Below are 22,169 nucleotides of genomic sequence, written 5' to 3' on the forward strand. Positions count from 1 at the left end.
CAGGGCATGGATCCGGGCATGGAGAAGACGACCTGCGCCATCGCGGGAGGCGGCCCGGCGGGGCTGATGCTGGGGCTGCTGCTGGCCCGGGCGGGGGTGGAGGTCGTCGTGCTGGAGAAACACGGCGACTTCCTGCGGGACTTCCGCGGCGACACCGTCCACCCGTCGACCCTGGAGATCCTGGACGAGCTGGGCCTCGGCCACCGGTTCGCCGGGCTGCCCCAGCGCCGGGCGGAGCGGATGACGGCCGTCACCGACCAGGAGGAGCTGCTCGTCGCCGACCTGACGCGGTTGCGGGGACGGCACCGCTACATCGCCTTCGTCCCGCAATGGGATTTCCTGGACCTGCTGGCCGACGAGGCGCGCCGGTACCCGAACTTCACGCTGCGGATGAACTGCGAGGTCCTCGGCTTCACCGGTTCGGGGTTGCGCTACCGGGACGAGCAGGGGGAGGAGCACGTCCTGGAGGCGGTGTTGTCGGTCGCCGCGGACGGCCGCAGGTCGGTGCTGCGCGAGGGGCTTCCGCTGCGCGAGTTCGGCGCGCCGATGGACGTCGGCTGGTTCCGGATGCCGCGCCTGGCGTCCGACCGCACCGGGCCGTTCCTGCGGGTGGGCGGCGGGGGGCGGCTCATGGTCGCCATCGACCGCGACGCCTACTGGCAGATGGGCTACGTGGTGCCCAAGGACAGCCCGGCCGGCGACCGGGAGGCGGTCGGGGCCGCGGTCGCGGAGCTGGTTCCGTGGATGGCCGGGCGCGTCGGCGAGATGGGGGAGGTCAGCACCCTGCGGGTCCAGGTCAACCGGCTGCGCCGCTGGTACCGTCCGGGCCTGCTGTGCGTGGGCGACGCCGCCCACGCGATGTCGCCGGTGCTGGGCGTCGGCATCAACCTGGCGGTCCAGGACGCCGTGGCCGCCGCGAACCTGCTGTGGGAGCCGCTGTCGAGGGGCCGGGTCGCGACCGCGGACCTGGCCGCCGTCCAGCGCCGCAGGACGCCCGCCACCGTCGCCATCCAGAGCCTGCAGCTCCTGGTCCAGCGGCGGCTCATCGCCCCCGCCCTGGCCGGGCGCTTCTCGGCCGCCCCGCTCAGGGCGATGTCGCGGCTGGGCCCGCTGACCCGCCCGGTGGTCACCCTGCTGGCCCACGGCGTCCGCCCCGAGCACGTGCGCGTCCCCGAGCGGCGCTAAGGACTGTTTCGAAGTAGCCGAAACAGTCCGGTGCCCGGTGGTGTCTGTCCGGTGTGGTCCCTTTCGGGCCCCTGTCCGGGGTCGGCTCCACTGGCGTTCCGGAATTAGCCGGGCAGAGGCCCCACCCGTGCGGGTGCGGCTGCCGTCTCGTCCCCGGCCCCGCTGTCGGGCGGGGTGGGGGCGGGTGACGGTTGACCCGGCCAGGGCTCCTTGCAGCCCCGGCCCGAACACGCCCAGGGCGTGCCGGGAAGAGAGGTAGTCGACCGACGCCGTACGAGGGTCGGTCTCATCGGTCCAGACGACGAACGCGCTCAGCGCTGCCGAGACCAGGTCCCGATCTCCGGTCAGTCCGCAGGCGGGGCAGTCGTGGACGCGCTGGGTGAGGGTCTTGGTCACGCGTTGTCCGCACAGGCAGTGCTGGGACAGCGCCGTGGTGAACGTCGACGCCCGCCCCAACCACCCACCGGCCGCTGCGCACTCGGTGGCCAACGTAGTGGTGAGCATGCCGGGCGCAAACACCGCGCATGCCCGCCCCCAGCGCCGGAACCAGGTGGGCAGGTGGCAGGCCTCCACCGTCAGACGCGCCCCGTGCGCTTCGACGAGCCGGGCCGCCACCGCCCGGGCCCGGGCTTGTTTGGCCTCGGTGCGCCCGGTCTGCTCGGCCCGGGTGCGGGTGCGGGTGCGCAGGGCACGGTAGCCGCCGGTCAGCCGGTCTGTGCGGTAGGAGTCGAGGGGACGGCCTGCGGCGTCGGCCCGGCGCGGACCCTTGGGCAGATCGACGTGCCGGTCCGGCAGCCCGTTGGCCTGTCTGCGTCGCTGTCGTTCGAGCTGGCGGCGTGACAGCTCGTACCGGGCTTTGTTGGCGGCGCGGCGGGAGCGCTCCAGGGCTCGGGAGCGTCGGCGGGCGGTGCGCTGCTCCCGCTCTACGGCGGCCTTCTCGACCTCGGTGAGGACGTTCTGGTCGGCCAGCACCGGTCCGTCGGCCGGATCCAGGGTGGCGGGCAGAGAGAGGACCGACAGGTTGGAGACGTTCGCGTCCACCCCGCCGACCCGATCGAGTGCGGAGGCGCGTCGTCTGCGCTCGCGGGTGGCCGGGGAGGTGTAGCCGCCGTCCAGGACCATCAGATGCGCCTCATAGACCCATCCTCCGGGTGCCGAGGCGTGGGGCCTGCGCACCAGGTCGATCTTGTGCCAGAGCTCGGGACGATCCAGGAAGTGGCGCAGCCACCGCCACCGGCCCGCGCCCGCAGGCAGGCGCACCGGCAGCACCAGCTCGCCGCGTCCGCTGTCGGGGCCGCCGTTGAACACCACCATCAGCGGACCGTCGTAGCCCCACCATGCTCCGCGCCTCACCCCGCCCGCACCACCCGTACCACCGGCACCGGGAGGCGGCATGCGGCGGGGCTGGGCGAGTACCGGAGTTCCCGGTTGCAGGACCGAGGCCTGCGCCGGGCTGGTCACCTCGGGAGACAGGGCGGGGTGCCGGTAGGCGTCCAGATGGCCCTGCAGGCTGCCGTGCAGCCGGAACGTCTCCCACTTACGAGCCTGGGTGTGGGAGCGGGCCCGGCCCGCGATCCGCTTGTACTCCCACCACGAACCCGTTCGGGGACGGCCCGCCCTGCGTCCGGAGGAGTCGGGGAACAGGTGGCGTTCCACCCCCGTCCACACCTCGTCGGCCTGATGCATCACCAGCGCCTTCGAGGCGTGATGCCGCAACCAGCCCGAGGCATCCAGATGAGCGTAAGCGGCCCGCTCCAGCCCCGGGCGCGACAGGCCCAGCTGCTTGCGCCACTCCACCACATCCCTCTCGCGCCGGTGCACACCCGTCCAGAACACCGCCACCCGCGCCCGCGCATCCCGCTGCAACGCCCGCTTGATGCAGAACATCGCCCAGAACAGCGACTCCAACCGGGCCGCAGCCTGCTCATCGACCGCCAGCGGCAGGCGGATCACCGCCACCGGACCGTCATACCGCCACGCCGCGGCCTTGTTCGCCCCACGCGTCCGGCGCCCACCGCCACGGCCGGCGGGTGTCCCCGAGGGGCCCGCGTCCGGGGTGGTGGTCGTCTTCATGACCCTGCATCCTGCCATGCGCAACCGACAGAACGCAGAGAGTCACCAAAGTCTTCCTCGTCACCCCGCAAAACCACAACAGAACCCGGCCGGGTGAAAACCGCATCCGCCACACACCTCACTTGAGACAGGCGCTAGCCCAGGCCGGCGTCCTTGGCCAGGGCGACGGCCTCGGCGCGGCTGCGGGCGCGCAGTTTGGCCAGGATGTCGCTGACCCGGTTGCGCACGGTCTTCTCCGACAGGAAGAGCCGCCGGGCGATCGAGGCGTTGTCCAGGCCCCGGGCCAGCAGGTCGAGCACCTCCCGCTCCCGGTCGGTGAGCTGGGGGAACGGCACCGGCACGGGCGCGGAGCCCGCCGGGACGCGGGCGAAGAAGGCCAGCACCCGGGTGGCGATGCGCGGCCCGAAGACGGCCTCGCCGCGCGCCACGCCGAGCAGGGCCCGCCGCACGTCCTCGCCGTCGTCCTCCTTCAGCAGGTAGCCGCGGGCCCCGGCGCGCAGCGCGGCGAACACCGAGTCGTCGTCCTCGTCCATGGTCAGGACGACCACCGCGACGTCGGGGAACCGGGCGGTGATCTGCTTGGTGGCCTCCAGGCCGCTCATGCCCGGCATGCGCAGGTCCATCAGCACCACGTCGGGCAGCAGCCGGCCGACCGCCTCCAGCGCGCCCGGCCCGTCCCCGGCCTCGCCGACGACCTCGAGGTCGTCCAGGTCGGCCAGCACCGTGGTCATGCCGGTGCGGAAGACGGGATGGTCGTCCACGACGAGCACTCTTACCGACATCTCACTCCTTCAGGGGGAGGACCGCCCGGACCCTGGTGCCGCCGCCGGGGACGGCCAGCAGCTCCAGCCGGCCGCCCACCTCCTCGGCCCGCTCCCGCATGCTGCCCAGGCCCACTCCGGCCCGCGGACGGGCGGGCAGCCCGCGGCCATTGTCCTCCACGGTGAGGACGAACCGGCCGTCGCTGATCTCGGCCAGCAGGCGCAGGCTGCCCGCGGCGCTGTGCCGCACCCCGTTGTTGACGGCCTCGGCCGCGATCCGGTACGCGGCGACCTCGACGGCCGCGGGCAGGTCGGCGCACTCCGGGCCGATCAGGTGGGAGCAGGCCGGGGTCTCGTAGCCGCTCACCAGCTCGCGCAGCGCGCCGGGCAGCCCCAGCTGGTCCAGGATGGGCGGGCGGAGCCCCTGCACGACGGTCCGCAGGTCGCCGACGGCCGCCTTCACCCGGTCGCGCTGGCCGCGCAGCCGCTGCGACCACTCCTCGTGCCCGGCCCTGCCGAGCCTGCGCGCGAGCGCGTCGAGCTGGTGGGCGGTCCCGGCCAGCGCGGGCCCGAGCCCGTCGTGCAGGTCGGCGCGCAGCCTGCGGCGCTCCTCCTCGCGGGCGGCGACGATCCGGGCGCGGGAGGCCGCCACGTCCTGGACGAGCCCGGCCGCGTAGGCGAGGGTCGCGGCCCGCCCGGCGACCTCGGCGACGGCCTCCCGCTCCTGGGGCAGCAGCCGTTCGCCCGGATGGCGCAGCCCCACGCGCAGCTCGCCGAGGTCGCGGCCGAGCGCGGGGCAGGGCACGGTGTGCAGGTCGGCGACGGGGCTGCCGGAGGAGACCTCGGCGGCGGGTCCGGCGAACGCGACGTAGGGGACCTCCAGTTCCCGGCGCAGGGCGTCGACGAGCCGCTCCAGCGCCTCGACCGGCTCCCCGGCGGGGGCGACCTGCCGGCCGACCCGGGAGACCACCGCGTACGGGTCGCGGCGGTGCCCGAACAGGAGCGACTCCACCCACCGCTGCACCGCGCCGTGCCCGGCGGCGACCGTGACGGCCGCCGCGCCGACCAGCAGGTAGCCCAGGGTGCTGCCCGTGGCCAGCCTGCCGAGCCAGATGACGGCCAGCGCGTAGGCGGCGAGCACGAACCCGCTGAGCAGCGTGTAGACCACCGAGCGGCCGAGCAGCGCCTCGACGTCGAACAGCCGGTGGCGCAGCACGGCCACCACGATCGAGGCGGGCAGGGCGAACAGGCCGATGCTCAGCGCGACCTCCGGGAGCAGCCCCGCCTGGGAGTACAGGGCGGCGAAGCCCAGGCAGACGCCCATGACCAGGCCGCCGAACATCAGCCACTGCAGCTGGTCCCGCTCCACTCCGGTGGCCCGCCTGCCCCGCCACACCAGGCAGGCGACGCCGCCGAGCGTGCCGAAGAACAGGGTCGCGTAGGAGCCTGCCATCGCCGCCAGCCCCAGCGGCGCGTCCAGTGCCGCGACGCCGAGCGGGTTGACGACCCGCGGGGAGACGTCCGTGCCGCCGGGGTGGAACATCGCGGCCAGCGCAGCGCACGCCCCCGCGGCCGCGACGGCCTTGGCGAACAGGCCCCAGCGCCGGGACGGGGCACGGCCGTCGGGGAAGAGGATCGGGAGCAGCGGCACGGACAGCCAGTAGACGGCGAAGCCCCAGGAGGCGACCCAGGCGCCGAAGGCCGCGCCCGGCAGCGGCCGGACCAGCGCGTCGGCCGCCGCGTAGTGCGCGAGCAGCAGGTAGGGGCCGATGGCGGAGGTGAGCAGCAGCAGCCAGGCCGCCCGGTTGCGCGGCTGCCGGGCCGCCACGAGCGCCCCGACGACGGGCCAGACGGTCCCCAGCACCAGGTCGGCCGCGTACAGCGGGGTGACCTCGGCGCGGGCGGCGACCCAGCGGTGCAGGAGGACGGCGCCGGCGCAGGACAGGACGCCCGCGGCCGCGACCGTCCATGCGGCGCGGACGAGCGCGCGGTCGCCGAGAACCGGTTTCATACCGGCAATCGTGCATTAACCGACAAAGGGTGTCAGCTATCCCGAAGGGGTCTCCCGGCAGGTCGGGTCGGGTGTCCCTGTCACCCGGGACGGCTCCCGCCGCACCGTGCAGCCATGACAGAGCCCTACGCAACCCCAGGCGCACCCGCCCACCCCCGTCCGCCCCGGCCCGCCGAAGGCCGGGCACGCTGGCCCTGGGCCGGCGTCGCGGCCGGCGTCCTCGGCATCGCCGCCACCCTGATCTCCGACGTCCACCCCGTGGTGGAGAAGGGAGAGGGCTACACCAGCGAGTACCTCGACGAGGTGCCCCGGATGATGGCGCACATCAGCATCGTCACGGGTTTCGCGACGGTCGCCCTCCTCCTGGTCCTCGCCGCCGCCTGGCGCCGCCGCGTCGAGCCCCGGCTGCCCGGCAGCACCGCGGCCCACCTCGTCCCCCACGCGCTGACCGCCTCGGCGGGCGCGCTGACCCTCGGCTACGCCTGGAAGGGCTCCCTGGCCCTCTACCTGCCCGGCGGGGTGGAGGCGGGCGGCTTCGACGAGGCGGCGCTGTACACGATGTTCGTCCTCAACGACTTCGGCAGCTTCATCGGCTGGCTGGGCGTCATCGTCGCCGCGGGCGCCATCGCCTGGATGGGGCTGCGCGAGCGCACGGTCTCCCGCTGGATCGGAGCGATCAGCCTGCTGCCCGTCCTGATCGTCGCCGGGGCCGTCGGCTCCACCGGCCTTCCCGGCTTCCAGGGCGTCATCGGGCCCGTCTGGCTGACCGCGGCCTCCCTCGGGCTGGCCTTCGGGCGCAGCACGATCGTCCGTGACTGACCGGCGGAGCCCCCGGCCCCGCGGCGGCACCGCCGCGGGGTCACGGGGCCTGGAGCTCCAGGCCGTCGAGGATCCGGTCGGTGAGGTCGGGCTCCCCGGTCTGCTTGATGCGGACCCAGGCGGCGTAGGTGCGGGCGGAGTCCACCAGGCCCACCTCGGTGATCATCGGAACGCCGCTCTTGCACCGGGTCCACAACGTGACCGTGGCGGTCAGCCCGCCGACCTCGCGGGTGCGCGGCTCGCCCTTGGTGCAGTTCTCGGAGTGGTCGGCGTGCCGGGCGGGCGGGACGTCCAGCGCGGTGGTGAGCCCCACGAACAGACCCGGACCGGTGTGGTCGGCCTCGCGGAAGTTGTCCTTGTCCGGGGTGGCGCGCAGCACCGGCCGGGGGGCGGAGTCGTCCAGCCCCGCGTTGCTCGCCGGATTCCAGGTCCGCTCCCCGTCGTCGGGCACCCACGCCTGCGGCACCCGTGCCTTGATCTTCTGGGAGGCGTCGGCGACCTGCGCCATCGGCGGCCCCGGCGGGGTGACGGGACCGGCGTCCTCGCCGCCCAGCCGGACGAGCACCACCGCGACCGCGCCGATCACCAGCACGCCCACCCCGACCACCGCCGGGATCAGCAGCCTGCTCGACCGGGACGGCCCCGGCGCGGGCGGCGGCGGAGGGGCGGCGGGCGCCCGGTGCCGGTCGGACGGCGGGGCGGGCGGGCCCGTCGGCTGCGCGGAGGGCCGCTGGAACGGGGTGTCGGACCGCTGGCCGAGCAGCGAGCCGCGGTCCAGGTAGGTGGCCTCCGGGTCGGCGGCCGGGAACGGGATCGCCGCGGTCCGGTCCGGATCGGGGTCCGGCGTGGTGGCGCGCGCGTAGGGCTCGAAGTTCTGCAGGTCGGGCGAGGTCTCCAGCAGGGAGGGCTGCGGCGCGGGCTCCGGGCGCCGCACCGGGACCGGCTCCTCGCCGCGGCGCAGCCCCGCGATCGCCTCGGCGTAGGCGGCCGCGGTCGGCCAGCGGTTCTCCCGGTCGGCCTCCAGCGCCTTGAGCACCACCGCGTCGACGGCCGGGGGCACCTCGGGGTTGTGCCCGCTCGGCGGGACCCGCACCGGGGCGGGGCCCGGCGCCCGTCCCGCCAGCAGGTGGTAGCTGAGCGCGCCGACGCCGTACACGTCCGCCCGCACGTCCAGGCCGCCCCCGAACCTGGCCTGCTCGGGGGACATGTAGCCGGGGGTGCCCACCGGGAGGGTGAACGCGCCCGAGGCGTGGGCCAGCGCCTTGGCCAGGCCCAGGTCGGCGATGAGCAGCCGCTCGCCCTGCCCGTCCTTGGTGGTCTGGAACAGGATGTTGGACGGCTTGAGGTCGCGGTGGATGACGCCCAGCTCGTTGATCACCTCGACGCCCTGCGCGATGTCCTCGATCAGCGCCAGCGCCTGGTTGACCGCAAGTGGCCGGTCGCCCGTCATGCGGTCGGCCAGCGACCCGCCGTCGGCGTAGGACATGGCGAAATAGGGGCGGCCGTCCGGCAGTTCGCCGAACTCGTGCACCCGCACCAGCCGCTCGGAGTCGGCGCGGCGCAGGATCCTGGCCTCCTCGAGGAAGCGGTTGCGCACGTCCAGATCGTCCAGCAGGGCGCCCGACAGCACCTTGATGGCGACCTGGTCGTTGAGGTCGTCGTCAAGGCCCAGCCAGACGGAGGCGAAGGCCCCCTGTCCGAGGACCCGATCAATTCGATAACGGCCGACGGCCGAAGGCATGGACACCCCGATATCATGCCCAAAGACCGGTCATGATTGGGAGCGCGATCTGCGCGGGTCGGCGTTCCAAAGCGAGCAGAGGGCGGCATGGCGTTCAACGAGCGGACCGAGGAACTGGCGCTGCGTGCGGCCAAGGGAGATCAGGCGGCTCTGAACGAGCTGCTCGGCGCGATCCAGAACGACGTCCTGCGGCACGCGGGCAGGTTCCTGCCCTGCCGGCAGGACGCCGAGGAGGCGTGCCAGGACGCGCTGCTCCAGGTGGCCCGCAACATCCACCGGTTCGAGGGCAGGTCCCGGTTCTCCACCTGGCTCCACGTGGTCGTGGCGAACTCGGCGCGCTCGACCTACCGCTCCCTCAAGCGCCGCTCGGTGGAGCAGGCGGGCGAGCTGCCCTCGCAGCGGCCCGACCCGCGGCGCACCAGCGTCATCGCCGGATCCCGCGTCGACATCCTCGACGCCATGGAGACGCTGGAGGCCAAGAAGCCGGACCTCATCCAGGCGCTGGTGCTGCGGGACGTCTCCCAGCTGGAGTACAGCGAGATCGCCGAGCAGCTCAACCTGCCGCTGGGCACGGTGAAGTCCCGCATCCACGAGGCGCGCAAGCAGGTGCGCGCCACGCTGGGCGAGTCCTACAGCTGACGGGACGGGCGGCCGCGGCGAGGGCCCGCCGTCCCCCGGTGAGCGGGGACCGGCGGGTCTACCGGGGCGTCCGCCAGCCGTAGCGGCTGATCAGGACCGCGGCGACACGGGTGAACCGGTCGGCGTCCAGGACCGCGCCCTCGCGGCGCAGGTCCCGCTCGTCGAGCTCGAACACCCGGTCCAAGCACAGGTAGGAGTCCCGCGCGTCCCGGTCCCAGGGGCCGGGGCCCAGCGGGTACCAGCCGCGCTGCCCCGCGCGGTCGCGGCTGGACAGCTGCATGCCCAGCAGCCGCTTGCCGTGCCGCCCCACGACGAGCAGGGGCCGGTCCTTGCCCCGGGACGGGTCCTCCTCGTAGGGCACCCAGGCCCAGACGATCTCGCCGGGGTCGGCCAGCCCGTCCAGCTCGGGGGAGTACTCCAGACGTGCGGCGCCCTCGACGCCGTAGACCTCGCGGATCGCACCCATCGGCGGATGATAGCGCCGTTCGCCCGGGGCGTCTTGGGGGCGGATCAGTCCAGCGCGGCGAGCTGTTCGGCGAACCACGCGCCGGGCGGCAGCGCGGTGGCGGCGGCGGCCAGCCGGGCGGTGCGCTCGCGGCGCTCCTCCGCGGACATCAGCAGCGCCCGGTTCAGGGCGCGGGCGGTCTGGGAGACGTCGTAGGGGTTGACGGTCAGCGCGTCCTCGGCGAGCTCGCCCGCCGCGCCGGCCTCCCGGGAGAGCACCAGCGCGCAGCCCTTCTCCGACAGGACGGGCCCCTCCTTGGCGACGAGGTTCATGCCGTCGCGGATCGGGTTGACCACCAGGACGTCCGCGAGCCGCAGGGCGGCCAGGGAGCGGGCGTAGTCGTCCTTGACCTGCAGGACGAGGGGGGTCCACTCGGCGGTGCCGAACTCGTCGTTGATCTCCGCGGCGAGGCGCTCGACGGCCGCGGTGTAGTCGCGGTAGCGGGGCAGGTCGGTGCGGGAGGGGTAGGCGAAGGCCACGTGCACCACGCGGCCGTGCCACTCCGGATGGTGCAGCAGCAGCTCCCAGTAGGCGGCCAGGCCCCGGACGATGTTCTTGGACAGCTCGGTGCGGTCGATGCGCAGGATCAGCTGCCGGCCGCCTGCCTGCTCCAGCAGCGCGGCGCGGCGCTCGGCGACGTCGTCCAGCGCCGCGCGCCCGCGCAGCTCCGCGCCGTCCACGCCCAGGGAGTGCACGCCGACCCGGGTGACGCGGCCCTGGTGCCGGACCGTGCGGGCGAACCTGTCGACCTTGGCGTCCAGGACGGCCTCGCAGCAGTCCAGGAAGGCCTCGGCCCACCGGTCGCACAGGAAGCCGGCGTGGTCGGCGCCCAGGACGCCCTCCAGCACCGCGGCCGCGATGTCGTCGGGCAGCAGGCGGAAGTACTCCGGCGGGGCCCAGGGGGTGTGCGAGAAGTGGGCGATGCGCAGGTCGGGGCGGCGCTCGCGCAGCATCCGGGGGACGAGCGCCAGGTGGTAGTCCTGGACGACGACCTTGGCGCCGGGCTCGGCGTCCTGGGCCAGGGCGTCGGCGAACGCCGATCCGTAGGCCTCGTAGGACTGCCAGTCGCGCCGGAAGGTGCTGTCGAAGTGCGGCTCGTTCGGGGTGTCGTAGAGCAGGTGGTGGACGAACCAGAGCGTGGAGTTGGCGACCGAGTTGTAGGCGCGCTGGAACGTCGTCTCGGGGATGTCCAGCATCCGGACGGCGCCCGTCTCGTGCCCGGCCTCGTCGAGCCGGCCCGAGGGGTTCTGGCGGGCGGCGAGCCGGTCGGCCTCCGACATCGCGGCGCAGACCCAGACCAGGTCGGTGCCGGCAGCCACCGAGGCGAGCCCGGAGACCAGGCCTCCGCCGCCGCGGCGCATGGTCAGCGCGCCCTCCTCGGACAGGGAGAAGGACACCGGGCCGCGGTTGCTGGCGACGAGTACCTGCATGATCCGAGTCTCGCACGCGGCGCCGCGCCCGCCGAGGGGAGGACCGTTCCCACCTTCCGGAGAGTGATCAAGCTAACAGCGGGAGACGTCCAAGGAGTGAGACCCCCGTGCTGTCAAACGGACACCTGCGATAAAGTCGGCACACAACTTCATACGAGCCCGCGAGCAGTCTTACGCGGGCGCTCATCCAGAGGGGTGGAGGGACCGGCCCTGCGAAGCCCCGGCAACCCTCCCGGCTCGCCTTCGCGCCCATGCGAGGCTTCGGCCGGGACGAGGTGCCAACTCCGGCCTGTGACCAGAGCGGCACAGGAAAGATGAGGGAGAGGCCTCGCACCCATGCCCGACCTGGGTAACGCCACCGCGCTGATCTGCCGCGAGTGCGGGAACACCGTCGAACTCGGCCCCTACTACGCCTGCTCGGAGTGTTTCGGGCCGCTCGAGGTCGCCTACGACTTCAGCGGCGTGACGCGCGAGTCCATCGAGGCGGGGCCGCACAACATCTGGCGCTACAAGGACCTGCTTCCGGTCCCCTCGAACGTCGCGGAGATCCCCAACACCGAGCCCGGCTTCACCCGGCTGGTGAAGGCCGACCAGCTCGCCTCCGCGCTGGGTCTGCAGACCCTGTGGGTCAAGGACGACAGCGGCAACCCCACCCACTCCTTCAAGGACCGCGTCGTCGGCGTCGCCCTGGCCGCCGCCCGCGAGCTGGGCTTCAAGGTGCTGGCCTGCCCCTCCACCGGCAACCTGGCCAACGCCGTGGCCGCCGCGGCGGCCCGCGCCGGCATCCGCAGCGCCGTGTTCGTGCCCTCCGACCTGGAGCAGCAGAAGATCATCACGACGGCCGTGTACGACGGCACGTTCGTGACCGTGGACGGCAACTACGACGACGTCAACCGGCTCGCCTCGGAGCTGGCGGGCGAGCAGGAGGACTGGGCGTTCGTGAACGTGAACGTCCGCCCGTACTACGCCGAGGGCTCCAAGACCCTGGGCTACGAGATCGCCGAGCAGCTCGGCTGGCGGCTGCCCGACCAGATCGTCGTCCCGATCGCGTCGGGCTCCCAGCTGACCAAGATCGACAAGTCGTTCCAGGAGCTGATCAAGCTCGGTCTGGTCGAGGACAGGCCCTACAAGGTGTTCGGCGCCCAGGCCGAGGGCTGCAGCCCCGTCTCCGCCGCCTTCAAGGCCGGCCACGACGTGGTCCGTCCGGTCAAGCCGGACACCATCGCCAAGTCGCTGGCGATCGGCAACCCCGCCGACGGCCCCTACGTGCTGGACGCGGTGCGCCGGACGGGCGGCGCCGTGGAGGACGTCACCGACACCGAGGTCGTCGAGGGCATCCGGCTGCTCGCCCGCACCGAGGGCATCTTCGCCGAGACCGCGGGCGGGGTGACCATCGGCGTGCTGAAGAAGCTCGTCGAGAGCGGCCGGCTGGACCCGTCGCTGGAGACCGTCGTCATCAACTCGGGCGAAGGCCTGAAGACCCTGGACGCGGTGGCCCCGGTGGCCAAGCCGTCCGCCAACATCGCGCCCAACATCGAGGCGTTTCGCGCTACCGGATTGGTCTGACCATGAGTGTTTCCGTTCGCATTCCCACGATCCTGCGCACCTACACGGGCGGCGAGTCCGAGGTGAAGGCCGAAGGCGGCACGCTCCGCGAGGTCATCGCCGACCTGGAGAAGAACTTCGTCGGCATCTCCGACCGGGTGCTGGACGACGCGGGCAAGCTCCGCCGGTTCGTCAACGTCTACGTCGGCGACGAGGACGTGCGGTTCGCCGAGGGGCTGGACACGGCCACGCCCGCGGGCGTCCAGGTGTCCATCATCCCCGCGGTCGCCGGAGGCTGATCCTCCGCCGGAAGGGCCCGTCCGGCAAGGGCGGGCCCTTCCGTGCCGCGCGCACGGGACGCATGGCCACACCCGGTCGGGACAATTCCCCCGTTATTGGGACCAGGGGTATCTTCCGGTGCCATCTCCGTCACGGGTGGGTCTCAGGACCGTCTCGCAAGGGGGTCGGGGTTCCGAGGTGGACGCCCCGGGCGTTCCGCGGTCCAGGGGGGCCGCGGCTGCAGGCAGGGTTCGTGCAATGGCTCAGGGCACCGTCAAGTGGTTCAACGCGGACAAGGGCTACGGCTTCATCGCGGTCGACGGGGGACGTGACGTCTTCGTCCACCACTCCGCCATCCAGATGGACGGCTACCGCACGCTGGAGCAGGGGCAGCGGGTGGAGTTCGAGATCACCCAGAGCGACAGGGGGCCGCAGGCCGACCTGGTCCGCGCCCTCTGATCCGCCGCTTCGACGGGACCCGCAAGCCCACGGGCCTGCGGGTCTCCTTCTTCCCCCGGGCGTCCCCGGGCGGGTCACCGGTTGGCGGAGGTGCGGCGCCATCCGTCCCCGTAGTCGTACCGGTCGTCGTCGTACCGGTCGTACTCGTCGTCGTAGTCCCCGTAACGGCCCTGCCAGTCGTCCCGGTCCCACAGCCGGAACGGGCGGCTGTAGTGGGAGTAGGTGCGGTAGGTCGGCGGCACGTAGACGCGGTACCACTGGCCCCAGTTCCTCTTCGAGGTCAGCCGCTGCCCGCGCAGGCGGTCGGCGCGGCCCCAGAAGTCGTCGCCGTAGAAGCGGAAGTTCACCCGGCCCCAGCGGTTGGTGCGCTTGCAGCCGATGGTGTAGTAGTCGCCGCCCCAGCCGCTCCTCTGCTGGAGGCAGGCTCGGGCGTAGGAGAGAGGCGCACGGCGTCCCCAGTCGGAGTAGCGGTAGACGAGGACCTCCGCCCCGCCGCTCCGCCCGTTCCAGGAGTAGGGGCGGACCTTGGTCCGCACCCGCCAGCGGTACGCCTTCTGCTGTTGCCGCTCCTGCTGCCGGGCGTTCTCCTGTTGTTGTCGCGCAGAGGTCTCGGAGGCCTGCGCCGGAGCGCCGGTGGCGGCCGTCAGGCTCAGGGCCATCACGCCGGAGAGCGCCAGCCCCAAGGTCTTCTTCACGGTTCGTCCCCTTCTCATCGGACGAAGTAACCCTTGCCCCCAGGAACTTCTCCCCGCCACGCTTCGCGTAAAGTCAATTACAGATAGTAATTTCCCTAGCTCATCCCCCCACCGCATGGTGAGTCGCCCATACCGCCCAAGCAGGTCGTCGGGTGGAGCTCTTGCCTGCTCAGCACCGGTCCCGCTTGCACTCGACGGGGGAGAGTGCTAGACAATGGTTAGCACTCTCCCCGTGAGAGTGATAACTCTGAAGAACTTTCTGGGTCGGGACGATGAGGTCTCGCCGCCGCGGCACACATGGGGCCGCGGGAACGGCGCGGCCGTCCGTCGCGGGCGTCTGCCCGATCCGCCATGTTCCGTATCCACTCCATCCAAGGAGGATCTGGAGCCTATGGCTGCCAAGATGATCGCGTTCAACGAGGAGGCCCGGCGCGGTCTCGAGCGTGGCATGAACCAGCTGGCCGACGCCGTCAAGGTGACCCTCGGTCCCAAGGGCCGCAACGTCGTGCTCGAGAAGAAGTGGGGCGCCCCCACGATCACCAACGATGGCGTGTCCATCGCCAAGGAGATCGAGCTCGAGGACCCGTGGGAGAAGATCGGCGCCGAGCTGGTCAAGGAAGTCGCCAAGAAGACCGACGACGTCGCGGGTGACGGCACCACCACGGCCACCGTGCTGGCGCAGGCTCTGGTCCGCGAGGGCCTTCGCAACGTCGCCGCCGGCGCCAACCCGATGTCCCTGAAGAAGGGCATCGAGGCCGCCGTCGCCGCCGTCTCCGAGCAGCTGTCCCAGCTGTCCAAGGACGTGGAGACCAAGGAGCAGATCGCCTCCACCGCCTCCATCTCCGCCGCCGACCCCGAGATCGGCGCCCTCATCGCCGAGGCCATGGACAAGGTCGGCAAGGAAGGCGTCATCACCGTCGAGGAGAGCAACGCCTTCGGCCTGGAGCTCGAGCTCACCGAGGGCATGCGCTTCGACAAGGGCTACATCTCGCCCTACTTCGTGACCGACCCCGAGCGGATGGAAGCGGTCCTGGAGGACCCCTACATCCTCATCGTCGGCGGCAAGGCGTCCTCCAACAAGGACCTGCTGCCCGTGCTCGAGCAGGTCATGCAGGCCGGCAAGCCGCTGCTGATCATCGCCGAGGACGTCGAGGGCGAGGCCCTGGCCACCCTGGTCGTCAACAAGATCCGCGGCATCTTCAAGTCCGTCGCCGTCAAGGCGCCGGGCTTCGGTGACCGCCGCAAGGCCATGCTCGGCGACATCGCCGTGCTGACCGGCGGCCAGGTCATCACCGAGGAGGTCGGCCTCAAGCTCGACTCCGTCACCGTGGAGCAGCTGGGCCGCGCCCGCAAGGTCGTCATCGCCAAGGACGAGACCACCATCGTCGAGGGCGCCGGCGACGCCGGTGAGATCCAGGGCCGGGTCAACCAGATCCGCACCGAGATCGACAACACCGACTCCGACTACGACCGCGAGAAGCTCCAGGAGCGCCTGGCCAAGCTCGCGGGCGGTGTCGCGGTCATCAAGGCCGGCGCCGCCACCGAGGTGGAGCTCAAGGAGCGCAAGCACCGCATCGAGGACGCCGTCCGCAACGCGAAGGCGGCCGTCGAGGAGGGCATCGTCCCCGGCGGTGGCGTCGCGCTGCTGCAGGCCTCCGTCTCCGCCTTCGACAAGCTGGACCTGTCGGGCGACGAGGCCACCGGTGCCGCGATCGTCAAGAAGGCGCTCGAGGAGCCGATCAAGCAGATCGCCGTCAACGCCGGCCTCGAGGGCGGCGTCGTGGTGGAGAAGGTCCGCTCGCTGCCCGCGGGCCAGGGCCTGAACGCCGCCACCGGCGACTACGTCGACATGTTCGCCGAGGGCATCATCGACCCGGCGAAGGTCACCCGGTCCGCGCTGCAGAACGCCGCCTCCATCGCGGCCCTGTTCCTGACCACCGAGGCCGTCATCGCCGAGAAGCCGGAGAAGAACCCGGCCCCGGCGGGCATGCCCGACGCGGGCGGCATGGACTTCTGATCCACGCCTGACGGTTCACCGCTTCACCAGAAGCACGGGAAGGGCGGTCTCCTCCGGGAGGCCGCCCTTTCGGCTTCCCGCCCGAGCGCCGTCCGAGCACGGGCCCGGGTGTACCTGGATGCACCCGGTCCGGGCATCCACCTCCAGCGCGCGGAGCCGTGCGGCACGGAATCGTCGACGCCATGCGAAGGAACCCCCCGGACGACCGCGTCCTCACCGTTTTCCTGATCACGGCGTTTCTCGGCGCGGGCGCGCTCGGTGTGATCCAGGCCCTGACACCGCTCTCACCCGATCTGCTCACGCTCAACCAGTTCGGGCCCGCGCTGGGCGTCGGCCTGGTCGTGCTGCTGTGGCCGGCCCGGGTCCGCGCCCTCCTGGCGGGCGCGGTGTCCGGACGGGGGGAGGGGGCGGGGCGCGGCGGACTCCTGCTGTCGACCGCTCCGCTGACCGTCGTGTCGGCCGCCGGTGTGGTGGCGGCGTTCGGCGGCGATGTGGCCGCCGCCCTGCCGTACTCCCCGCTCGCGCTGTTCGTCGTGGCGCAGTTCGTCGGGGCGTGCGGGGAGGAGATCGGCTGGCGCTGCCTGATGCAGCCGCTGCTCGGCGAGCGGTTCGGCACCCTGGCGGCCGCCGTCATGGTCGGTCTGGTCTGGGGCGTGTGGCACATCCAGATCTTCGCCGAGCACCCCGCGTACGCCGTCGCGTTCGTGGTGATGGCCGTGGCCCTCTCGGTCGTGATGGCGGTGGCGTTGGACGGCATGAGGGCGCCCCGGCTGCTGTTTGCCGGTGGTTTCCACGCTCTGGTAAACCTCGGGATGGCGATGGCGATGAACGAGGAGGCGGGCGAGGTGCTCCCGATGGCGGCACTGGCCGCAGCGGCCTTCCTCGCGGCGTCCGCGTGGGTCTTCGGCCGTCGCGGAACGCGTACGGGCGGGGCTTTGGCGGCGGGCGATGCCCGCTAGCCGCCCGGCTCGGGTGGCCGCCTCCCTCATCGAATGCGCGGTGACGGGCCTGCACGCCACCGCGGCGGGATACGCGGGGATGGTCGTGACGCTCACCCTCCTGCTCCTGCCGCTCGGCGTCGGCTTCCCGCTGCTGACCCCCGCCGCGCGGTTCCTGCGCGCCCGGTCCGACGCCGCCCGCTCGCGGGCGGCCCGCAGATCCGGAATACCGCTCGCCGCACCCGATCCCCTGCCGGTCCCGGCGGAGGAGGGTGCGGGCGCACGGGACCGGGCCCGGCTGATCCTCACCGACCGGGGTTTCTGGCGCGACCTGGAATGGGCGTGGCTGGAGCCCTGGGCGGGCGGCCTCCCGGCGAGCCTCCCGCCGGCCCTCGTCGGCTACGGGGCGACGGGCGTGCTGCTGCAACCGATCTTCTGGTGGTTCCTCGACAAGGACTCCTACGCGTACTTCCCCGTGCACAGCACCGCGATGATGGGGGTGACCGTGGCGCTCGGGCTCGCGCTCACGGCCGCGGGCGCGTTCACCGCGTCTCCCGCCCTGTCCCTGCACGACCGGTGGAGCCGCGTCCTGCTCGCCGTACCGCGCAACACCCGGCTCGAACGAAGGGTCGTACGGCTGTCCGACACGCGGGCGCAGGCCCTGGACGCGCAGGCCGCCGAGCTGCGGCGCATCGAACGGGACCTGCACGACGGCGCGCAGGCACGGCTCGTCGCGCTGGGCATGACGCTCGACCGCGCCACCCGGCTGCTCGACAGCGACCCCGACCGGGCCCGCGAGCTCCTGGCCGACGTGGGCAGGACCTCCCAGCAGGCGCTGGTGGACCTGCGCGACCTCGTCCACGGCATCCACCCGCCGGTGCTCGCCGACCGGGGCCTCGGCGACGCCGTCCGCTCCCTGGCGCTGGACAGCTTCCTGGACGTCCACGTCGAGGTCGGCCTGCGGGGGAGACTGCCCTCCCCGGTGGAGGCCGCCGCCTATTTCGGGGTGAGCGAGGCGCTGGCGAACGCGGCCAAGCACTCCGGCGCCCGCGAAGTGCGGATCACCCTGGACCATGAGGCGGACGTGCTGCGCGTCGCCGTGACCGACGACGGCCGCGGCGGTGCCGACCCGGCCCTCGGCACGGGTCTGGCAGGCGTCGGGCGCAGGCTGGAGGTCTTCGACGGCACGCTCACGGTGACGAGCCCGCCGGGCGGGCCGACGAACGTGGTGCTGGAGGTACCGTGCGCGTCGTCGTAGCGGAGGACCTCTTCCTGCTGCGTGACGGGCTGGTCCGCACGCTCCAGGACGAGGGGTACGAGGTCGTCGCGGTCGACAACGGGCCCGCGTTGTCGCGGGCCCTCCTCGCGGGGGGAGCAGAGGAGGCGGACGCGGCGGTGGTAGACGTCCGGCTGCCGCCGACCTTCACCGACGAAGGACTCCAGGCGGCCCTGGAGGCGCGCCGCCGGAGACCGGGCTTTCCCGTGCTGGTGCTCTCCCAGTACGTCGACTCGCTGTACGCCGGTGAGCTGCTGGCCGGCGGCGAAGGCGGAGTGGGCTACCTCCTCAAGGACCGGGTGACCAACACCGAGCAGTTCCTCGGCGGGCTGCGCACGGTGGCGGCCGGCGGGACGGTGATGGACCCGCAGGTCATCGCCAGGATGCTGGCGCGCAACGAGGCGCGGGGCACCATCGGCGGCCTGACCCCGCGCGAACGCGACGTGCTCGGCCTGATGGCCGAGGGCAGGTCCAACGCCGCGGTCGCCGCGACGCTGCACATCAGCGAGAGCGCCGTCGCCAAGCACACCGCGAACATCTTCGACAAGCTGGGCATCGCGCCGTCCGCCGAGGACAACCGCCGGGTCCTGGCCGTCCTGGCCTACCTCAGACGCTGACGACGGCGGCGCATTAATGCGTTGCAGCGGTCTTCGCAGGGGTGCAGAGTCGGCGGTACAGGGTGCCCGGTGCGCGGGAGACGGTTACTTCATTCGGGATGAAGAGGTCGCGGGTTCGATTCCCGCCCGGTTCGCCGGTAGCTCAGTGGCAGAGCGCTCCACCGCCTCCGCTCCGATCTCGGGCACCCTGCCGTTTTCCCGGAATTAATTCCGTTGCGGCGGGGATCCGAATGCGGCACAGTTCTTGTCAGCAGCGGAACGGACACACGGAGAGGAGTAGAAGAATGAAGGCTTCGCCACGGTCGCACCAGCGAGGAGAATTCTGCTCCGGAAGGCGTTCGATACGCGGCACGAGACGGGATCCCGGACGCCGGAGACACGGCGGAAACGATTCCGCGAACTGACTTCCCCTCGGTGCGCAGGCAGCGGTTACTTCTAATCCACAGGTCGCGGGTTCGAATCCCGCCCGGTCGTGAGACCGGTAGCTCAGCCGGTAGAGCAGTGGGCACATACCGCAGCCGCCTGAGATCTCGAGGGGATGCCCGGTGCGCAGGGGACGGTTACTTCCTTTCACTGAAGACGACACCGTTCCCGCCCTGAACTCGGGCACCTTTTTCTTTCCGGTGCGCAGGCCGGAGCTACTTCGGTTCGACTCCGCACGGCCCCGACTCGGAGGGGCGACGACTTCGGCCGTCCTGATCTCGGGAGGAATCCCATGAGCAAGTTCAACCGCACCCGCCTCCCCGCGACCAGCCCCGTCAAGGCGTCCCGGGGCGGCACGACCCACGAGGGCGGCCCCGGCCACGCCCGGGACACCAAGAGCGAGCTGTTCCTCCTCGCGGTCGCCAACATGGTCGGCGAGCAGACCTTCTACGAGGCCGCGAACGAGCGCGACGCGCGCTTTCGCACCCTCGTCGGCGAGGTCGCGCTCACCGATTCCGCGTGGCTGACCCGCATGATCGGCTGGCTCCGGAACGACGCGGGCATGCGCACGGCGTCCGTGGTCGCGGCGGCGGAGGCCGTCATGGCCCGGTTGTGCGCGTCCCTCGACGGCGGCAACCGGCAGCTCATCGACGCGGCGCTGCGGCGGGCGGACGAGCCCGGCGAACTGCTCGCCTACTGGACCGGTCGGTACGGCCGCGGCATCCCCAAGCCCGTCAAGCGGGGGATCGGCGACGCCGTGCGCCGGCTCTACGACGAGCGCTCCCTGGCCAAGTACGACTCCGGGACGTTCCGCTTCGGCGACGTGCTCGAACTGACCCACCCGAAGCCGGCCTCGGCGGAGCAGGGAGATCTGTTCAAGCACGCCATCGACCGGCGGCACGGCCGCGACGAGCAGGTGCCCGCCTCGCTGAAGGTGCTGCGCGCCCGCGCGGAGCTGCTGGCCCTGCCGGTGGCCGAGCGGCGCGGGCTGTTCTCCCGCCCCGACGCGGTGGAGCGGCTCAGGGCCGCGGGCATGACGTGGGAGTCCGTCGCAGGCTGGCTCCAGGGCCCGCTGGACGCGCAGGTCTGGGAGGCGCTGATCCCGTCCATGGGGTACTTCGCGCTGCTGCGCAACCTTCGCAACTTCGACGCGGCGGGTGTCTCGGACGAGGTGGCGGAGCGGGTCGCGGAGCGGCTGGTCTCCGGGACGGCGGGTTCGCGCGTGCTGCCGATGCGCTACCTGTCGGCGTACCGCGCGGTCACCTCCGACCGGTGGGCGCAGCCGCTGTCGAAGGCGCTGGACGCCTCGCTGGCCAACGTGCCCTCCCTCGGCGGGCGGACACTGATCCTGGTGGACCGTTCGGGCTCGATGTTCTACAGCAGCTCGGAGCGGTCGCAGCTGACCTACGCCGACACCGCCGCCGTCTTCGGCACGGCGCTGGCGCTGCGCGCGCAGAAGGCGGACCTGGTGGAGTTCGGCAGCACCCACCGGCGGGTCGAGGTGGGGCGCGGCGACTCGGTGCTCAAGACCGTGGCGCGGTTCACCAGCCTCGGCGGCACCGAGACCGCGGCAGCGGTCCGCGCCCACTACCGGCGGCACGACCGGGTCGTGATCGTCACCGACGAGCAGGTCTGGCCCGGCGGCCGCGGAGCAGACCCCACCCACCAGGTCCCGGCGAAGGTCCCGGTCTACACCTGGAACCTCGTCGGCTACCGGCAGGGCCACGGCCCGTCGGGCACCGCGAACCGCCACGCCTTCGGCGGCCTGTCCGACCAGGGTTTCGCGATGATCCCGCTCCTGGAGCGGGATCGCGACGCCCCCTGGCCGTTCTGATCGAAGCCCGGGTGAACTCCTCACCCGGGCTTCACGCCGTCCGGAAACGGGTTCCTTTCCACGCACGCCGCCCCACAGGGAGATGAGGGACGCGGCCGATCGGCGGTTCCGGTCCGTTCCGGACGCCGAAGCGCCGGGTCAGGGGGCGAGAAGCCCGTGGGCGAGGGCCAGGTCCAGGGCGGCCTCGGAGGCGGGGGCCAGGAGCCGGCGGTCACCGGGGGAGACGAGGAGGAGTTCGTCGATCTCGGCGGAGGGGTGGAGCGGGCCCGTGTAGGGCGCGGTGAAGCAGACCATGCGGACGGACGTGTAGCGCGGCTGGTCGTGGGGCTCGGTGACGACCGTGCCGAGCGGGGTGAAGTCCCGGGGAGGCAGGTTCAGGCCGAGTTCCTCGGTCACCTCGCGGGCGACGGCCTCGGCGGGGGACTCGCCGGGCTCGACCTTCCCGCCCGGGAGGTAGAGCAGGTCCCGGCCCCGCGCACGTACCGTGAGCAGGCGTTTCTCGCGGACGTGGATCCAGGCGACGACGTCGAGTTCCATTCATCCATTGTCCCCGGGGGCGCCAGTTTGACGTTCCCCGTGTGTGGGCATAAGTTTCTCTTCGCCCCGCCGAGAGCGGGCCGCAACGAGGGAGACCGAGGGGCGGCCGGATCGCGGGGAACCCCGAAAAGCAGCCTGATGACGGCGTGGTTTGCTATGCCTGAAATAGGACGAACGGGACGGAGTTTGACACTCCGGACAGAGTCGCTAAGCTAGAAGGGTTGCTCCGCAAAGGGAACGAAAGTGACCAGAACGGGGCAAGGCGGGACGGAAGTTGACAAACTTCCCCGGCCTGGTAAGATGGAAGGGTTGCTCCGGAGGAAGCCCGCGAGGGTGGACGAAAGAGCGAGTCCGTTTCTTGAGAACTCAACAGCGTGCTAAAAGT

At 72.3% G+C, this 22,169-nt stretch carries 18 protein-coding genes, 1 tRNA gene, 1 pseudogene and 1 riboswitch; of the genes and pseudogenes, 12 read left to right on the forward strand and 8 right to left on the reverse strand.

Translation table 11 applies throughout. From position 1 onward, the window contains the following. The first annotated feature begins 18 nt into the window (after positions 1-18). The gene (locus C2865_RS06835) at positions 19-1,185 is read left to right on the forward strand and encodes an FAD-dependent oxidoreductase (protein WP_106397364.1); all 1,167 of its coding nucleotides are present in this window, start codon (positions 19-21) and stop codon (positions 1,183-1,185) included. A 330-nt stretch (positions 1,186-1,515) separates the two neighbouring features. On the opposite strand, the pseudogene C2865_RS41970 reads toward C2865_RS06835, so the two are convergent. From C2865_RS41970 to C2865_RS06850, 3 genes and pseudogenes are all read right to left on the reverse strand, one after another. Beyond that, positions 1,516-3,276, reverse strand: a pseudogene (locus tag C2865_RS41970) (hypothetical protein); the annotation flags it as partial. A gap of 116 nt (positions 3,277-3,392) precedes the next feature. Further along, complete coding sequence (locus tag C2865_RS06845; RefSeq protein ID WP_106397366.1) at positions 3,393-4,040, reverse strand: response regulator; 648 nt, start codon at positions 4,038-4,040, stop codon at positions 3,393-3,395. 1 nt (position 4,041) lies between these two features. Next, positions 4,042-6,030: a sensor histidine kinase gene (locus C2865_RS06850; RefSeq protein WP_106397367.1), complete on the reverse strand. Its 1,989-nt coding sequence runs from the start codon at positions 6,028-6,030 to the stop codon at positions 4,042-4,044. A gap of 114 nt (positions 6,031-6,144) precedes the next feature. Here C2865_RS06850 and C2865_RS06855 point away from each other — a divergent pair, with 114 nt between their 5' ends. Continuing rightward, positions 6,145-6,849, forward strand: coding sequence for a hypothetical protein (locus C2865_RS06855; RefSeq protein WP_106397368.1), 705 nt, complete (start codon positions 6,145-6,147; stop codon positions 6,847-6,849). 40 nt (positions 6,850-6,889) lie between these two features. Here the strand turns inward: C2865_RS06855 and C2865_RS06860 are convergent, their stop codons facing one another. After that, on the reverse strand, positions 6,890-8,590 hold the full coding sequence (locus tag C2865_RS06860; RefSeq protein ID WP_232835433.1) for a serine/threonine-protein kinase: 1,701 nt from the start codon (positions 8,588-8,590) through the stop codon (positions 6,890-6,892). A gap of 87 nt (positions 8,591-8,677) precedes the next feature. Here C2865_RS06860 and C2865_RS06865 point away from each other — a divergent pair, with 87 nt between their 5' ends. Continuing rightward, positions 8,678-9,229, forward strand: coding sequence for an RNA polymerase sigma factor (locus C2865_RS06865; RefSeq protein WP_106397370.1), 552 nt, complete (start codon positions 8,678-8,680; stop codon positions 9,227-9,229). A gap of 58 nt (positions 9,230-9,287) precedes the next feature. Here the strand turns inward: C2865_RS06865 and C2865_RS06870 are convergent, their stop codons facing one another. Next, positions 9,288-9,695 (reverse strand): type II toxin-antitoxin system PemK/MazF family toxin, encoded by a 408-nt coding sequence (locus C2865_RS06870; protein WP_106397371.1) that lies wholly within the window; start codon positions 9,693-9,695, stop codon positions 9,288-9,290. Between the two features lie 44 nt (positions 9,696-9,739). Further along, the gene (locus tag C2865_RS06875; RefSeq protein WP_106397372.1) at positions 9,740-11,164 is read right to left on the reverse strand and encodes an alpha,alpha-trehalose-phosphate synthase (UDP-forming); all 1,425 of its coding nucleotides are present in this window, start codon (positions 11,162-11,164) and stop codon (positions 9,740-9,742) included. A 180-nt stretch (positions 11,165-11,344) separates the two neighbouring features. Next, positions 11,345-11,485, forward strand: a riboswitch (SAM riboswitch). 15 nt (positions 11,486-11,500) lie between these two features. Here C2865_RS06875 and thrC point away from each other — a divergent pair. The 3 genes from thrC (at position 11,501) to C2865_RS06890 (ending at position 13,447) form a co-directional block, all read left to right on the forward strand. Beyond that, the gene (thrC, locus tag C2865_RS06880) at positions 11,501-12,730 is read left to right on the forward strand and encodes a threonine synthase (RefSeq protein ID WP_106397373.1); all 1,230 of its coding nucleotides are present in this window, start codon (positions 11,501-11,503) and stop codon (positions 12,728-12,730) included. A gap of 2 nt (positions 12,731-12,732) precedes the next feature. Next, complete coding sequence (locus C2865_RS06885) at positions 12,733-13,008, forward strand: MoaD/ThiS family protein (protein WP_106397374.1); 276 nt, start codon at positions 12,733-12,735, stop codon at positions 13,006-13,008. Between the two features lie 238 nt (positions 13,009-13,246). Then, positions 13,247-13,447 carry a cold-shock protein gene (locus C2865_RS06890; protein WP_106397375.1) on the forward strand — a complete coding sequence of 67 codons (201 nt, stop codon included), beginning with the start codon at positions 13,247-13,249 and terminating at the stop codon, positions 13,445-13,447. 74 nt (positions 13,448-13,521) lie between these two features. Here C2865_RS06890 and C2865_RS06895 read toward each other — a convergent pair whose 3' ends face one another. Beyond that, a complete protein-coding gene (locus C2865_RS06895) occupies positions 13,522-14,142 on the reverse strand; it encodes a hypothetical protein (RefSeq protein WP_106397376.1) in 621 nt (206 codons plus the stop codon). A gap of 391 nt (positions 14,143-14,533) precedes the next feature. On the opposite strand from C2865_RS06895, the gene groL reads away from it, so the two are divergent. From groL to C2865_RS06925, 6 genes are all read left to right on the forward strand, one after another. Then, positions 14,534-16,159, forward strand: a complete 1,626-nt coding sequence (gene groL / locus C2865_RS06900; protein WP_106397377.1) for a chaperonin GroEL — start codon at positions 14,534-14,536, stop codon at positions 16,157-16,159. Between the two features lie 182 nt (positions 16,160-16,341). Next, complete coding sequence (locus C2865_RS06905; protein ID WP_106397529.1) at positions 16,342-17,118, forward strand: CPBP family intramembrane glutamic endopeptidase; 777 nt, start codon at positions 16,342-16,344, stop codon at positions 17,116-17,118. After that, positions 17,108-18,355: a sensor histidine kinase gene (locus C2865_RS06910; RefSeq protein ID WP_106397378.1), complete on the forward strand. Its 1,248-nt coding sequence runs from the start codon at positions 17,108-17,110 to the stop codon at positions 18,353-18,355. Before C2865_RS06905 ends, C2865_RS06910 begins: the two co-directional genes overlap by 11 nt. Continuing rightward, the gene (locus C2865_RS06915; protein ID WP_106397379.1) at positions 18,340-18,990 is read left to right on the forward strand and encodes a LuxR C-terminal-related transcriptional regulator; all 651 of its coding nucleotides are present in this window, start codon (positions 18,340-18,342) and stop codon (positions 18,988-18,990) included. Before C2865_RS06910 ends, C2865_RS06915 begins: the two co-directional genes overlap by 16 nt. 60 nt (positions 18,991-19,050) lie before the next feature. Further along, positions 19,051-19,124, forward strand: a tRNA-OTHER gene (locus C2865_RS06920). A 581-nt stretch (positions 19,125-19,705) separates the two neighbouring features. Then, a complete protein-coding gene (locus tag C2865_RS06925; protein ID WP_106397380.1) occupies positions 19,706-21,247 on the forward strand; it encodes a TROVE domain-containing protein in 1,542 nt (513 codons plus the stop codon). Positions 21,248-21,385: 138 nt separating this feature from the next. Here the strand turns inward: C2865_RS06925 and C2865_RS06930 are convergent, their stop codons facing one another. After that, on the reverse strand, positions 21,386-21,784 hold the full coding sequence (locus tag C2865_RS06930) for an NUDIX hydrolase (RefSeq protein WP_106397381.1): 399 nt from the start codon (positions 21,782-21,784) through the stop codon (positions 21,386-21,388). Positions 21,785-22,169 lie beyond the last annotated feature (385 nt).

Source organism: Actinocorallia populi (genome assembly GCF_002995495.1).
GTDB classification, from domain to species: Bacteria; Actinomycetota; Actinomycetes; order Streptosporangiales; family Streptosporangiaceae; genus Actinocorallia; species Actinocorallia populi.

Bases quoted from the DNA above. Each gene is read 5' to 3' on its own strand.
- C2865_RS06835 (WP_106397364.1), top strand. From the start codon at position 19: ATGGAGAAGACGACCTGCGCCATCGCGGGAGGCGGCCCGGCGGGGCTG.
- C2865_RS06845 (WP_106397366.1), bottom strand. From the start codon at position 4,040: ATGTCGGTAAGAGTGCTCGTCGTGGACGACCATCCCGTCTTCCGCACC.
- C2865_RS06850 (WP_106397367.1), bottom strand. From the start codon at position 6,030: ATGAAACCGGTTCTCGGCGACCGCGCGCTCGTCCGCGCCGCATGGACG.
- C2865_RS06855 (WP_106397368.1), top strand. From the start codon at position 6,145: ATGACAGAGCCCTACGCAACCCCAGGCGCACCCGCCCACCCCCGTCCG.
- C2865_RS06860 (WP_232835433.1), bottom strand. From the start codon at position 8,590: ATGCCTTCGGCCGTCGGCCGTTATCGAATTGATCGGGTCCTCGGACAG.
- C2865_RS06865 (WP_106397370.1), top strand. From the start codon at position 8,678: ATGGCGTTCAACGAGCGGACCGAGGAACTGGCGCTGCGTGCGGCCAAG.
- C2865_RS06870 (WP_106397371.1), bottom strand. From the start codon at position 9,695: ATGGGTGCGATCCGCGAGGTCTACGGCGTCGAGGGCGCCGCACGTCTG.
- C2865_RS06875 (WP_106397372.1), bottom strand. From the start codon at position 11,164: ATGCAGGTACTCGTCGCCAGCAACCGCGGCCCGGTGTCCTTCTCCCTG.
- thrC (WP_106397373.1), top strand. From the start codon at position 11,501: ATGCCCGACCTGGGTAACGCCACCGCGCTGATCTGCCGCGAGTGCGGG.
- C2865_RS06885 (WP_106397374.1), top strand. From the start codon at position 12,733: ATGAGTGTTTCCGTTCGCATTCCCACGATCCTGCGCACCTACACGGGC.
- C2865_RS06890 (WP_106397375.1), top strand. From the start codon at position 13,247: ATGGCTCAGGGCACCGTCAAGTGGTTCAACGCGGACAAGGGCTACGGC.
- groL (WP_106397377.1), top strand. From the start codon at position 14,534: ATGGCTGCCAAGATGATCGCGTTCAACGAGGAGGCCCGGCGCGGTCTC.
- C2865_RS06905 (WP_106397529.1), top strand. From the start codon at position 16,342: ATGCGAAGGAACCCCCCGGACGACCGCGTCCTCACCGTTTTCCTGATC.
- C2865_RS06910 (WP_106397378.1), top strand. From the start codon at position 17,108: ATGCCCGCTAGCCGCCCGGCTCGGGTGGCCGCCTCCCTCATCGAATGC.
- C2865_RS06925 (WP_106397380.1), top strand. From the start codon at position 19,706: ATGAGCAAGTTCAACCGCACCCGCCTCCCCGCGACCAGCCCCGTCAAG.
- C2865_RS06930 (WP_106397381.1), bottom strand. From the start codon at position 21,784: ATGGAACTCGACGTCGTCGCCTGGATCCACGTCCGCGAGAAACGCCTG.